Source organism: Nocardioides jiangxiensis (genome assembly GCF_030580915.1).
Lineage (GTDB): Bacteria > Actinomycetota > Actinomycetes > Propionibacteriales > Nocardioidaceae > Nocardioides > Nocardioides jiangxiensis.
The window spans coordinates 334,404-347,959 of the sequence record NZ_JAUQTA010000002.1; the positions used below are offsets into that span (position 1 = coordinate 334,404).

At 72.1% G+C, this 13,556-nt stretch carries 12 protein-coding genes; 5 read left to right on the forward strand and 7 right to left on the reverse strand.

Annotated elements, in window-relative coordinates; all coding sequences use genetic code 11:
* Nucleotides 1-6: 6 nt before the first annotated feature.
* A complete protein-coding gene (locus Q5722_RS12975) occupies nt 7-3,558 on the reverse strand; it encodes an Ig-like domain-containing protein (protein WP_305028675.1) in 3,552 nt (1,183 codons plus the stop codon).
* A gap of 117 nt (nt 3,559-3,675) precedes the next feature.
* Nucleotides 3,676-5,481 carry a DEDD exonuclease domain-containing protein gene (locus Q5722_RS12980; protein WP_305028676.1) on the reverse strand — a complete coding sequence of 602 codons (1,806 nt, stop codon included), beginning with the start codon at nt 5,479-5,481 and terminating at the stop codon, nt 3,676-3,678.
* 94 nt (nt 5,482-5,575) lie between these two features.
* Between Q5722_RS12980 and Q5722_RS12985 the strand changes: the two genes are divergently transcribed.
* The 5 genes from Q5722_RS12985 (at nt 5,576) to Q5722_RS13005 (ending at nt 9,677) form a co-directional block, all read left to right on the forward strand.
* Entirely contained in the window at nt 5,576-5,815 is a 240-nt protein-coding gene (locus Q5722_RS12985) for a hypothetical protein (RefSeq protein ID WP_305028677.1), read from the forward strand.
* A 131-nt stretch (nt 5,816-5,946) separates the two neighbouring features.
* The gene (locus Q5722_RS12990) at nt 5,947-6,153 is read left to right on the forward strand and encodes a hypothetical protein (RefSeq protein ID WP_305028678.1); all 207 of its coding nucleotides are present in this window, start codon (nt 5,947-5,949) and stop codon (nt 6,151-6,153) included.
* 122 nt (nt 6,154-6,275) lie between these two features.
* On the forward strand, nt 6,276-7,268 hold the full coding sequence (locus Q5722_RS12995; RefSeq protein ID WP_305028679.1) for a C40 family peptidase: 993 nt from the start codon (nt 6,276-6,278) through the stop codon (nt 7,266-7,268).
* A 7-nt stretch (nt 7,269-7,275) separates the two neighbouring features.
* Nucleotides 7,276-8,451, forward strand: a complete 1,176-nt coding sequence (locus Q5722_RS13000) for a gluzincin family metallopeptidase (protein ID WP_305028680.1) — start codon at nt 7,276-7,278, stop codon at nt 8,449-8,451.
* Nucleotides 8,400-9,677: a M48 family metallopeptidase gene (locus tag Q5722_RS13005; RefSeq protein WP_305028681.1), complete on the forward strand. Its 1,278-nt coding sequence runs from the start codon at nt 8,400-8,402 to the stop codon at nt 9,675-9,677. Before Q5722_RS13000 ends, Q5722_RS13005 begins: the two co-directional genes overlap by 52 nt.
* Here Q5722_RS13005 and Q5722_RS13010 read toward each other — a convergent pair whose 3' ends face one another.
* The 5 genes from Q5722_RS13010 to Q5722_RS13030 form a co-directional block, all read right to left on the reverse strand.
* The gene (locus Q5722_RS13010; protein WP_305028682.1) at nt 9,678-9,842 is read right to left on the reverse strand and encodes a Flp family type IVb pilin; all 165 of its coding nucleotides are present in this window, start codon (nt 9,840-9,842) and stop codon (nt 9,678-9,680) included. It abuts the gene before it with no gap.
* A 77-nt stretch (nt 9,843-9,919) separates the two neighbouring features.
* Nucleotides 9,920-10,102, reverse strand: a complete 183-nt coding sequence (locus tag Q5722_RS13015) for a Flp family type IVb pilin (protein ID WP_305028683.1) — start codon at nt 10,100-10,102, stop codon at nt 9,920-9,922.
* Nucleotides 10,103-10,404: 302 nt separating this feature from the next.
* A complete protein-coding gene (locus Q5722_RS13020) occupies nt 10,405-11,058 on the reverse strand; it encodes a response regulator transcription factor (protein ID WP_305028684.1) in 654 nt (217 codons plus the stop codon).
* Nucleotides 11,055-12,638 (reverse strand): sensor histidine kinase, encoded by a 1,584-nt coding sequence (locus tag Q5722_RS13025; protein ID WP_305028685.1) that lies wholly within the window; start codon nt 12,636-12,638, stop codon nt 11,055-11,057. Before Q5722_RS13025 ends, Q5722_RS13020 begins: the two co-directional genes overlap by 4 nt.
* On the reverse strand, nt 12,635-13,555 hold the full coding sequence (locus Q5722_RS13030; RefSeq protein WP_305028686.1) for a type II secretion system F family protein: 921 nt from the start codon (nt 13,553-13,555) through the stop codon (nt 12,635-12,637). Before Q5722_RS13030 ends, Q5722_RS13025 begins: the two co-directional genes overlap by 4 nt.
* Between the last annotated feature and the right edge of the window lies 1 nt (nt 13,556).

Below are 13,556 nucleotides of genomic sequence, written 5' to 3' on the forward strand. Positions count from 1 at the left end.
CTCGGGTCACCCGACGCGTAGCGACCACGACGTCGTCGCGAGACGGTTGCCGGCACGATCCGTGATCGACGACGTCAGCGTCACCACGTAGGTGGCCCCGCGGCGGAGGTTGTCGGTCGGGTTGAGGACCGCCTGCCTGCCGTCGCTGCTCAGCGAGACCGCCGCGCGCAGGTACGTGCTGGTGCCGCTGCGCCGAACCTTGAACGTCGACGTGGTCACCCCGCGCACCGGCTCGCTGAACCTGGCGGTGAACGACGACGTGCTCACCGGTGACTTCGGGGTCAGCGACGTGACGGTCGGGGCGGTCGAGTCGACGGTGAACGTGCGCCACGCGGAGGTGCCGAGCACGGCGGCCGGTGTGCCCGCGTCGAGCGCGACCACGCGCCATCGTGAGGTGCCGTCCGGGACGCGGGAGACGGTGGCCCACGCCGTGGCCGGCGTGGTCTTCGGCGTACCGCTCAGGGAGGTGCCCGAGGGGGTCGTCACCTCCACGCGGTACGCGGCAGCGCCCGGAGCGGGGGACCAGGAGAACAGTGGCCCGTTGGCGGGCTGGGCGGCACCGTCGGCGGGGGCGAGCAGCGCCGGCGCAGCCCCGCCGGCGTGGAACCGGCCCCACGTCGACCAGGCGCCGGGGTACCTGCCGGTCGTCGCGTCGCGGCGACGCACCCGCCAGACGTAGTCGGCCGCCGCGGCGGGGAGTGGAGAGGACGGAACCCAGGCGGGCTGCTTCGTCGACGCGGCGAGCACGCGGTTCACGGTGCTCGCCGCGGTGTCGGCGTCCTTGTACACCTCGATGTCGTAGCTCCCGGTCCACGGCTGGGGCGTCCAGCGGAAGACGGGGGTCGCACCGGCGGACGGCAGCAGGGACGGCGCGGCCGCGAGCTTCGTGACGCTGCGCGGGGCAGACCAGGTCAGGCCGTTGCCCTCCGCATCGATGGCCTGGACCCGCCAGAACAGCACGCCGTCGGGGTAGGTCCGGTCGGCCGCGGTGTAGGTGGGCTGGTCGACGACCACCGAGTCGAGGGGAGAGGTGAACGTGCTGTCGTCGTCCACCTGGACCCGGTACGCCGTCGCCGACTGGTGCGGGTGCTCACCCGTCGTCGGCCAGGTGGCCGCCAGGTTGGTGTCGAGGTAGTCGTGCCACGACAGCCTCAGCTCCGGCGTGGCGACGCTGGCACCGGCGGCCGGGCTGGTCAGCGCGATCGCCGGCGAAGCCTTCCGGAACTTGTTGGTGGCTGCGCCCGCCTGCGACACCGGGTTGTCCCCGCAGACCGTCCTGCTCTTGCAGGGACGCACGAACCAGTAGTAGGCGCCGCCGGCCTGGCTGTCGGGAAGGGCTGCCCGCAGCGACGACATCGTCGGCGTGTAGCGGGTCGAGATGGTGGCGCCGACGGAGCGGACCGGCTCGACCAGGTTGCTGAAGGAGGCGTCCTCGGACACGTAGACGATGTAGAAGCTCGCGCCCTCGACCGGGTCCCAGTCGAAGACCGGGGTCGCCGGGACGGCGTCACAGATGTCGTCCGCGTCGCCGATGCGGTGCGTGCAGGGCTCGCCGCCGTCGAGCGACGCGCCGTCGAGCGCGAGCCGCTGGCCGGTGGCGGCCGGGAGGTTGGCGATCGCGAACGTCGCGATCGGCCCGCTGCCGAGCGTCGCGCCGGCGGCGTCGTACGCCCGGACGAACCAGTCGTAGCTGCCCGGGGTGAGGAACCGGCTGCCGGTGTCGGTCACGGCCGGATAGGGCAGGGCCTTGCCGAGCGACTCGTCGGACGTGGGGGTGAAGAAGGCGTCGGCACCGTGCGGGCGGGCGAAGAGCTGGTAGGTCTTCGCGCCGGGCATCGGCACCCAGCTGAGCGCAGGCGCCCGGGTCGTCGGCGTACGCGTGTCGTTGCCGGTCAGGGGAGTGAGCGCGACACCGTCGACCGCAGCAGGGCTCGCGGAGACCTGGAACGTGCCCTGGTGGGTGACCGACCCGACGCGGTCGTTGGCGGTGATGGCCGAGATCCGCCACGTGAACGGTCCGGCTGCCGGGCTCAGGGCGGTGACGTCCACCGGCGTGTACGACGTCGACGCGGTCGTGATGCCCGTCTTCACGGACTTGCCCGCGGCGTTGTAGATGCTCAGCGAGTACTTCACCGCGCCCGCGACCGGTGTCCAGCGCAGCGTCGGGATGTCGACGGTCTCGCCGTCGGCCGGCGACATGCCCGCGTCGGTGAGCACTGGGTCGTCGTAGACGAACGTCTGCGGCTCCGAGTACAGGCCCTCGATGGCCGTGCTGGTGCCGAGCCGGTCGAGCGGGCGCACGCGCCAGTGGTAGACGGTGCCGGGGACGAGCCAGCAGCCCTCGTTGGTGCGGATCGTGCTGGTGCCGGTGACGTGGTCGATCCCGAACTCGCCGGGGACGTAGGTGGTGCCGGCCACCTGGCAGTTGGTCGTCGTGCCGGGCGAGAAGTCGGCGTCCGTGCCGACCTGCAGCTCGTAGGAGCTGGCATGGGGGACCGGCGTCCACTGGAAGTAGGGGTCGCCGCTGATGTGGCGGATCCGGTCCGGATCGGTGCTGGTGAGGGGATGGACAGGGGACGGCCGGTCGTTCCAGACGCGGTCGAACTGGGCCTGGATCTGCGACCACGGCGCTGGCTGGCCGGCGGTGTCGACGGCGCGCACGCGCCAGTAGTACTGGTTGTTGTCGTACGTCGTCGCCGGTGAGTAGCGGGTGCCGTAGACGCGGGTCACCGTCGCCGTGGACCGGGCGGGGTCGACCAGGGTGTTGAAGTCGGTGTCGGTGGAGACCTGCAGCTCGTAGTAGGCCGCTCCGGCGAGCGGCTCCCACTGCAGGACCACGTCGGTGACGGGGAAGTCCGGGTCGTCGGCGGGCGAGGTGATGGTGACCGCCGGCAGCTCGTCGACGCCGAACGCGGCGGGCGCGGACCAGGCCGAGGTGACGCCGCTGGCGCGCGTGGCCTTGACCCGCCAGAAGTAGCTGCCCTTCGGCAGCGGCCCGGCGACGTACGACGTGAGGTGGGTGTCGGCGGTGGTCAGCGGACTGATGAAGTCGTCGGTCTCGTCGACCTGGACGGTGTACCCGCTGGCGCCGGCGACCGGCTGCCAGGTGAGGAGCGGCACGTCGGCAGGCGGCTCGAGCACGTCGCCGAGCGGCGCGACCGGGGTCGGGACCGTGACGGCCTCGACGTCGATCTCGGCGGTCGACCAGCTCGAGGCCGTGCCGCTGGAGGTCACCGACCGCACGCGCCACCAGTGCGTGCGCTGCGGGAGGACCTTGTCGGCCACGAAGCGGGTGTTGGTCGTGCGCGTGTTGATCACCGGTGAGCCGAAGGCGCTGTCGTCGTCGACCTGGATGTCGTAGGTGGCGGCTCCGGACGCCCGCGACCAGGCAAGCGTCGGGGTGTTCGAGGCCGGGCCTCCGGTCGGAGAGAGCCCGGTCGGCGCGGCGACCGCTGCCGACGCGGGTGCCGCGGGCAGCACCGTGAGCGGTGCCGTCAGCACCGCGAGAAGGACGGCGGCAGCTCCCGAGCCGCGGCGCACACGACGTGCAATGCTCATGACGGTCCCCTCCCAGGCAGTCGCCTCGAACCTAGGTGGCGGACCGGCCTCCACGGGGCGGGACGAGGCGATCTGGCCTGACCCGACCATGGGAATCGAACCGATCGGGGGACACGGTCACCGTGCCGGGCGGTGCACGACCGTCAGCTCTCGCCGCTCGTCGAAGGGGACGAGCGACTCGCGTGAGCGCTGGACGGCGTCGTGCACTGCGAGGTGGCGGCCCGCGCCCGCGATCGGACAGGTCCACTCGCCGGCGACGTCGATCAGCCGGATGCCGTCGGACTCGAGCCAGCGCAGGACCTGCTCGGACTCCTCGGCCGTCGCTGCCGGAGTTGGGCCGTGCCCGGGCAGCACGGTCTCCGCCGAGGCCTGGAGGCCGGAGACCCAGGTCTGGGCGTCGGCCCCGGGCGGGATCACCCCGGCCGCCGCGAGTCGGCCGTGGCGCACGACGTGGACCTCCCAGCGCCCCGCGTCGTCGCGTCGTGCGGCGACGACCTCCGGGCAGCGGGTCAGGGCGGAGAGCCGTTGCGTGCGTGCGGCGGCGCGGAGGAACCCGGCCAGGCGGTCGCGGTGGACGGCTGCCTCCTCGAAGCGCTCGTCGGCGACGAGCCGCTCCATCCGCTCGTTGATCGTCTCCACGACCTCGTCGGGGTTGCGGAGCAGGGAGTCGCGGAGCTGGGCGACGAGGGCTGCGTAGACCTCCGGGCCGGTCGTGCCGTCGCAGGGCGCCACGCAGCGCGCCATCTCGGCCAGCACGCAGGCGGCCTTGGCGGGCACCCGTGGGAGCCGGTCGTTGCACTGCCGGATCGGGAACGCCTCGTGCAGGGCCGCCAGCGACCGCTCGGCCACCTTCTTCGAGGAGAAGGGCCCGAGGTAGTCGGCGTCGTCGTCGAGGACCTGCTTGACGAGGGAGAGCCGCGGCCACGGCTCACGCGTCAGCTTCAGGAAGTGCACCTTCTCGGGGAACCGCGAACGCCGGTTGTAGCGGGGCTTGTGCTCCGCGATCAGGCGCAGCTCGCGGACCGCCGCCTCGAGCGGGGTGGCGCACTCGATGCCCTGCACAGCGGTGGCGATCCCGACCATCTCGCCCATCCGTGAGCGCGTCTCCGAGGCGGTGAAGTAGGACCGGACCCGGGCCCGGAGGTCCTTCGAGGTGCCGACGTAGAGGACCCGGGCCTGGTCGTCGCGGAACAGGTAGACCCCGGGCGCGTGGGGCAAGGTCTCGGCGAGGTGGCGCTTCTTGCGCTGCGCCGTGGTGACGCGGGAGGAGAAGGTCTGCAGCTCCTCCAGCGTGTGGACGCCGACCCCGCCGAGGCGCTCCATCAACCCGTGCAGGACGTCGACCGTGGCCCGGGCATCGGACAGGGCACGGTGGTTGGGCGTCGTGGTCGCGCCGAAGGCCTGGGCCAGCGAGGAGAGCTTGCAGTTGGGGGCGTCGTCGCGGGTGATCACGCGGCGGGCGAGCTTCGCGGTGTCGAGCACCTCGAACGCGGGCCAGGCCCGTCCCTGCTGCGCGTTGAAGTGCTGCAGGAAGCCGATGTCGAAGGGGGCGTTGTGCGCGACCAGGACACAGCCGGCGGCGAACTCGAGGAACGCCGGCAGGGCGGACTCGATCGGGGGAGCGGTGGCCACCATCGAGTCGGTGATGCCGGTCAGCACCGCGATGAACGCCGGGATGTGCGCCTGGGGGTTGACCAGCGTCTGGAACTCTCCGAGCACCTCGCCGCCCCGCACCTTGACCGCGCCGATCTCCGTGATCATCGATCCGGCGGCCGCCGAGCCGCCCGTGGTCTCGAGGTCGACGACGCAGAACGTGATGTCGCGCAGCGGTCGCCCGAGCTCGTCGAAGCTCCGCTGGGACTCCCAGCGCGACACGGCTGCGGAGCCCTCTCTCCGGTGTGGGCGGATCGCGGTGCTGCTCATGGGAGTGACGCTAGGCCGGACCACCGACACGACCCGGGCGGCACGCGCACTAAGGTGGTCCCCGCATTCTTCTTTGAGACACCAGGAGCGAGACGTGACCGCACCCCTTCCCGACGCGACCAACCGCTGGCGCTGCGGAGGCTGTGGCAACCTCACGCGCTTCGACGTGACCCGCACCCGTCGTACGACGGAGTTCTGGCACTTCGACCTCCAGGGCGAGGCGACGGTCGAGCAGACCGAGCTGCGCGCCGAGACCGTCGAGTCGGTCACCTGCCGCTGGTGCGGTCGCGACGACGCCATCGAGCTCGTCGACCGCAACGCCGTCGAGGCCTGAGCGGGCCGAGCGCAGCCCGGGCCGGCTCTGCGGAGGTGGCGGGAGGCGGCAGCGTGCAGCGCGGCTGCCTGGTCGAGGTGCCTTCCCGGCCATCCGAGGGTTTCGTCGGTGGTGCCTGTCATGGTGCCCGCATGACGACTCGCATCGACTGTGACACCTGCGTGGTGCGCGGGCTCGCGTGCCACGACTGCGTGGTGACCGTGCTGCTCGGCCCGCCCCCTGAGCTCTCCTTCGACGACGACGAGCGACGGGCCCTCGACGTGCTCGCCGGCTCCGGCCTGGTGCCCCCGTTGCGCCTGGTGACTCCCGTGACGCAGCCCACCGTCGAATCCGCCTGAGGGCGAGTGTCGGGTTTGCCGGTCACGTGAGGCCCCACGTACTCTGAGGGCCGCTCAGAGTCCGGCTCGCGATGGGGAAGTCACGACCGGACTTCGTCCATGCAAAGGGAGTCCCAACCGTCGTGCGCCTCGGCCAGAAGCGAATCCTGACCGCCCTGACCGGCACCTGTGCCGCTCTCACCGTGTCCGTCGTGCCGCTGAACCCCGCGTTCGCGAAGCCCGACCTCAAGGACGTCCAGGCCAAGGTCGACCGCCTCTACCAGCAGGCCGAGGTCGCCTCCGAGCGCTACAACGACGCCCGGATCCTGCGGGACAAGCTCACCGACGACCTCGCCGCAGTCAAGGCCGACGAGGCCGCGCAGCGCAAGGTCACCGACGGCATCGAGTCGGCGGTCAACCAGGGCATCGCCGCGCAGTACGAGGGCCAGGCCCTCTCCGCGACGGGCCAGATGGCCATCACCGACGACCCGGGCGCCTTCCTCACCCAGCTCACCACGCTCAGCGCCTACAACGACATCCAGTCGGACAACCTCTCGTCGTACGACCGTGCGCAGAAGGCCCTGGAGATCCGCCACGACGCCGTCGCCGAGCGCCAGACGGAGCTCGCCAGCGTCACCAAGCGCCTCGCCGCGGACAAGGCCGAGGTCGAGTCGAAGCTCGACGAGGCCAAGAAGGTCCTCGACGGCCTCAAGGCCGACGAGATGAAGAAGTACCTCGCCGCGGTCAACGCCGGCCAGAACATCCCGATCCCCGACGTCCCCGCCTCGGGCCGCGCGGGCCTCGCGGTCAAGTACGCGCTCGCCCAGATCGGTGACCCCTACGTGTGGGGCGCTGCCGGCCCCAACGCCTTCGACTGCTCGGGCCTGACCATGATGGCCTGGGCCGCCGCGGGCGTCGCGCTCCCGCACTCCTCGCGCGCGCAGTCCACGATGGGCACGCCGGTCAGCATCAGCCAGCTGCAGCCCGGCGACCTGGTCTTCTACTACAGCCCGGTCAGCCACGTCGCGATGTACATCGGCGGCGGCAAGATCGTGCACGCCCCGCACTCGGGCGCCAACGTGGAGATCGCGGACCTCAACCGGATGCCGATCACCACGGCCCGCCGCTTCGGCTGAGTCCGGCTTGCCCCGGCTGCCGGTCCTCCTCGCCACCCTGGCGGTCCTCGCCGGCTGCGGGTCGCAGCAGCCGGTCAGGCCGCCGACCGTCTCCGCTATCGGCGACGGCGCGGCCATCCAGGCGCTGGCCGACCTCTCCGCAGCGCTTGCCACCGGCGACACCGCCGGCGCAGCGGCGGCCGACCGCGCCGTCGCGGGCGCCGAGTCGATGGGCGTCACCGTGGACGACGTCCGCTTCGTCGACGACGACCCGTCACTGACCGCGACGCTCCCGCGCGGCCGTGTGGCGGTCGTCGCCGACATGACGTGGCGGGTCGACGGCTTCGACGCCGCCGACGCGCACGCCGAGGTCACGGTGCTCATGGAGCGCGCAGGTGACGGCGCCCGGATCGTCGGCTTCGGCGGGGGCAAGCGCCCCGAGCCCCTCTGGCTGACCGGCCCTCTCGTCGTCCGGCGTACGCCGGGGGTGCTGGTCGCCGGCGCCGACCCCGCCACGGTCACCCGGGTCGACCGGCTCGCGCGCACGGCGCAGACCGAGGTACGGGACGCGCTCGGCACCGTCACGCCGCTCGTGGTCGAGGTGCCCGCGAGCAGCGAGGCGCTCGACGCCACGCTCGGCGCCGAATCGGGCCAGTACGCCGCGATCGCCGCCGTGACGACCTTCGAGGGTGCCGACACGGGCCGCCGCACGCCGGTGCACGTCTTCGTGAACCCCGGGGTCCTCGGCCGCCTGAAGCAGGACGGGGCCCAGCTGGTGATGACCCACGAGGTCACCCACCTCGCCACCGACGCGGTGCACGCGAAGGCGCCGCTCTGGCTCCTCGAGGGGTACGCCGACCACGTGGCCCTGCTCCACACCGCGCTGCCGCTGCGGCGTACCGCGGGCCAGATCGCCGCCCAGGTCCGCAAGGACGGTGTGCCCACCGCGTTGCCCGGCGCGACCGACTTCGACGCGCACGCGACGCATCTCGGTGCGGTCTACGAGTCCGCGTGGCGGGTGGTGGAGGTGCTCGCTGCCGCGGGCGGCGAGTCCGCCTTGCACGAGCTGTACCGTCGGACCGCGGCGGGGGAGCCCGTCGGCACCGCGCTCCGCGCGCTCTACGGCTTCGGCGAGGAGGAGTTGACCCGCAGATGGCAGGCAGACCTCCGCAGGATCTCGCACCTGAGCCCGACCGCCGGCTGACCGACCGCACGGTCGGTGCGGCCCTCGTCGTCGCTGGGCTGGTGCTGCTCGCGTGGCTGCTCACCGCGGTCGTCCCGTGGCACCCCGTGCCGGGCGGCCGGCCGCAGCCGGTGCCCGCCGACAGTGTCTTCACGCCGCGCGAGATCGACCGGGCCGAGGCGTGGGCGCGCCTGGGCCGGCTGATCTCGTGGAGCTCGCTGGCGATCTCGCTGGCGGTCTCGTCGTGGCTCGGCTTCACCAGCCGAGGTGCCCGTCTGCTCGGCCGGTCCCGGATGCCGTGGTGGGCGTCGGTGATGGCCCTGACCTTCCTCGTCAGTGGCATCGGCCAGCTGGCCACGCTGCCGGTCACCCTGATGGCCTGGCAGCAGCGCACCCGGGTCGGCCTGACGGAGCAGTCGCTGGCCGGTGTCCTCCGGGACCAGGCGGTCGGCTTCGCCTACACCGTGGTGATCTCCTCGATCGCGCTGCTGGCGATCATCGGCATCGCGCGCCGGCTGCCGCGGGCGTGGCCGGCTGTCGTCGCGCTCGCCGGCAGCGTGCTGGTGGTCGGCTCGAGCTACCTCTGGCCGGTCCTGGTCGAGCCCGCGTTCAACCACTTCACCCCGCTGCAGGACCCGCTGCTCGAGCGCGGGATCCAGCAGCTGGCCCAGCGCGAGGGCGTCCACGTCGACGAGGTTCTCGTATCGGATGCGTCCCGGCGCACGACCACGCTCAACGCCTACGTCTCCGGGTTCGGGGACAGCCGTCGCGTCGTCCTCTACGACACGCTGCTGAAGGACCTCGACCGTCGCGAGGTCCTGTCCGTCGTCGGCCACGAGCTGGCCCACGCCCGCCACGGCGACGTGGAGGCCGGCACGGTCCTCGGGGTCGGCGGGACGGTGGTCGGGGTCGGGCTGCTCGCCCTCGTGATCGGCGCCCCCGGCGTACGACGGAGGGCGGGCGTGTACGGCATCGGCGACCCTCGGGTGGTGGCGCTGCTCCTGGCGCTGGGCGCGTGGGGGACGCTGGCGACGATGCCGCTGCAGAACGGGGTCAGCCGGCAGTTCGAGACGAGGGCGGACGTGGACGCACTGAAGGCCACCGGTGACCCGGTGGCCTTCGTGAGGATGCAGCGCGCCCTGGCGGTGACATCCCTGGCGGACCCGACGCCTCCCGCGTGGTCGCAGTGGTGGTTCGGCTCGCACCCGACGGTGCTGCAGCGCATCGCGCTGGCCGGCGTCCGCTGATCAGCAGAGCGGGCTCGGGTCCGCGCAGATCGCGCTGAACAGACCGCCGGTCGTGCTGCCGAGCACGATGACCGTGCCGATGATGACCGCTGCGATGAGAGCGACGAGCAGCCCGTACTCCACGCTGCTCGCGCCGCACTCCTCGCGGATGCCCCGTGCCTCCATCGCTACCCCTCCTGAGAATGGGCGATGGCCGCGGAGGTGAACCCCCGCGGCCATCGCTGATGCCTCTCGGCGCTGGATCAGAGCTGGCTCGAGACCGCCGTGAACGCGTCGTTGATCTGCTGGCCGAGGGTGACGACGATGCCGACGATGACGGCGGCGATCAGGGCGACGAGCAGGCCGTACTCGACGGCGGTGGCGCCCTTCTCCTCCTCGCGCGGCATGGTCATGAAGTTCACGAGGCGAACGAAGTACTCAGTCATGGTTTTCCCTCCCAGGAATTAGAGCCGGACCCCTCGGTCCGACTTCCGGTTCTGCCGGCCCACCTCCCTTGCGGGCCTGACGAGTTGAACTCTGTCACGACGTGGCGAGCGTCACTATCGGGCGTTGCGTCGGACCGTAGTAGTCCTTTCGGGCCATCCTGCGGGTGGTCGATCCGGCAGCCGCGCGAGCCGACCGGCGAGCCCCCCGCGCGGACGGGCCACGGGCACCCCCGGCGTCCGCACCGGGAACGCCGAAGGGGGTCGTGGGCAGCTGCCCACGACCCCCTCCGGGGAGCGTGCGGTCAGGCGGTGAGCAGGCTCATCCGCATGGCCGTGACCAGCGCCTGGGCGCGGTTGGTCGCGCCGAGCTTCTGGTAGATGCGCGCGATGTGGGTCTTGGCGGTCGACTCCGACACGTAGAGCTGGCCGGCGATCGCCGCGGTACCCATGCCGTCGGCGAGGAGGTCGAGCACCTCCTGCTCGCGGGCCGAGAGGCGCGGGCGCTGGGCCGTCTGTGTGGCCCGACGCATCATGGCCGCCGCCAGCGAGGAGCACAGGAACGTGCGTGGAGCGACCACGGCGTGCCGGGCGGCCCCCAGGACCTCCGACGACGGCGAGTCCTTGCCCACGAAGCCGGACGCGCCGGCCTCCATGGCGGCGAAGACGTGGTCGTCGCCGGCGTGCATGGTGAGCACCACGAGACCGGTCCTGTCGTCGTTCTGGCGGATCGAGCGGACGATGTCCAGGCCGGTGCCGTCCGGCAGCTGCAGGTCCGTCACGATGACGTCGGGCCGCAGGGCGTCGTAGGCGGCGAGGGCCTGGCTGACGGTGCCCGCCTGGCCGACGATCTCCATCTGCGGGTCGCGCTCGAAGGCGCGTGCCAGTCCCTGTCGGATCAGCTCGTGGTCGTCCACGAGCAGGACACGGGTCTTCGGTGCGTCGGTGTGGATGTTCATGATGCGAGTTCCTCCCTCTCGCCCGGCCCCTCCAGCCGGGTCATGTCCCCGAGGGCGACCAGGAGCTCTGCTCCGGGTCCGTCCTCGCGGTTGTGCAGCTGCAGGCCCGCGCCGATGCGGCGAGCCCGTTCCTTCATGATCCGCACGCCGTGCGAGTCGTCCCGGCCGGTCTGCAGGCCGCGGCCGTCGTCAGCGACCCGGACAGAGGCGTCCGGGGCCTGGACGACGACCTCGACCGTGATCCGGCGGGCGTCCGCGTGGCGTGCGGCGTTGTTCATCCCTTCCTGGGCGATGCGGAGCAGCTCCGCCTCGACCTCCGGCCGTAGCCGCTTGGACCCTTCGGTGACCTCGACCTCCACCGAGATCCCCGAACGGCTTGCGATGTGGGCTGCCAGCGCCTCCAGGCGCTGGCCGAGGGTCTTGCCCTCGCCCTCGTTGCGGAGCAGGAAGACCGAACGCCGGAGCTCGGCGACGACCCTGCTCAGCTCGCCGCGCAGTGCGCGGCCCTGCTCGACGACCTCGGCCTCCGTGGAGACGTCGGTGATCTCGTCGATCAGGTAACCCAGACCGGCCAGGTCCTGCGCGACACCGTCGTGCAGGTCCCGGGCCAGGCGACGGCGTTCCTCGGCCGTGGCCTCGTCACGCAGCGCCGCGAAGATGAGCGCGGTGTCGAGCTGCAGCGCCTCCCTGCGCAGCAGCCGGACCAGGTGCTCGAGCGTGTGGTGCAGCTGTGCCGGCGTGAGCCGGTGGGGGAGCAGTGCTCCCGTGATCGCCCCGGCGAGGCCGGCGTCGGTCACCAGGGGAACGGCGACCCACGGACCGTCCACGACGGGACGGCCGGTGCGGAAGACCTCGTCGAGGACGGCCCCGTTGTCCGCCCCCGCGTCGGTCACGTCGCCCTCCAGCAGCGGCGTGTAGCCGTTGGCGGTCTGCACGTACACGACGGCGCCGGTGAACGGCAGCTCCTCGCGCGCGGTGTCGAGGATGCCGTGGCTGATCCGGACCGGGTCGAGCCCGGCGACCAGGCTGCCCGAGAGGTCGTGCAGCTGCGTGAGCAGGGCCCGGGCGTCGCGGTAGGACGAGCTCGTGTCGGAGCGGCTCTCCCGGGACTCGTGGAAGAACGCCGTCACCGAGCCCAGCCCGACCCCGGCTGCGAGGGCGCCGAAGAGCTGGGCGCCGATGGTGTCGGTGACCGGGATCTCCGCGCTGGTGGCGACGACCGCGATGGTGATCACCAGCTCGGCGCCGATCGTCTCCAGGGTGCCGCGGACGCCGCGCACCATGCCCCCGATGAACGGCGGGATCACCAGGGCGGGCAGCAGGACGGGGGACTGCTCCAGGGTGAGCACGGCGATGAACGCCGTGAGCGAGGCCTCGACGGTCAGCGCCGGCATCGCGGCCACGCGGGGCATCCCGTCGGCGAGGACGCAGCCGATCCAGAGCGTGGCCAGCAGGATCACGTTGATGATCGCTGCGTAGTCCTGGCCCAGGGCGACCGACGGCGCCAGGCAGACGAGCGCGAAGGCGCGCGCCACCGCGGTGACCGTGGCGTACCGTGCGCGCCGGTCGGCCGGGCTCACTTGAACGACCTCATGATGCCGAGGGCCGCGGGGCCCATCACGATGAGGAAGAGGCACGGCAGGATGAAGAGCACGACCGGGACCATGATCTTCACCGGCACCTGGGCGGCCTTCTCCTCGGCGCGCTGACGGCGCTTGGTGCGCATCTCCCGCGACTGGACGCGCAGCACCTGGCCGATCGGGATGCCGAAGGAGTCCGCCTGCACCATGGCGCTGACGAAGCCGCGGATCTCCGGGATGCTCGTGCGCTCCCCGAGGCCGCGGAGGGCCTCGCTGCGGCCGCGTCCGATCTGCATCTCCTGGAGCACGCGGGCGAACTCCATGGCCAGGGGCCCCTCGGTGTTGCGCGCCACCTGCTGCAGGGCCGCGTCGAAGCCGAGGCCGGCCTCCACGGAGATGGTCAGCAGGTCGATGGAGTCGGCGATCTCGTTGCGCATGACCTCGTCGCGCTTGAGCGCGACGTTGTAGAGGTGGATCGCGGGGGCGTTCCACCCGAAGACGCCGAGTCCGACGACCATCAGGACGGTCACCATCGCCGAGCGGTCGAGCATCTGCGCGAAGAGGAAGCCGAAGACAACGCCGATGACGACGCCGAGGACCTTGCCGGTGGCGACGCGCTCCACCGACCAGCCGGCAGGGTTGCCTGCCTTGTCGAGACGCTGCCGGATCCGCTCGACCTGGTCGGCGCCGGTGATGCGCTGCCCGATCTTCTGCAGGCGCGCGTAGAGCGGGGCCAGCACACGGTCGGCGAAGGGCCGGTCGAGCTCACCCTTGAGCTCGTCGGGAGCCTCCGTCATGGCCTGCAGCACCGCCAGCGAGCGGGAGACGCCCGCACGCTCGGGGCTGAGGCCACCGGAGGCCGAGAAGGCCAGGAACAGGGCGCCGAAGATCAGCAGCGCGCCGAGGAAGAGCACCATC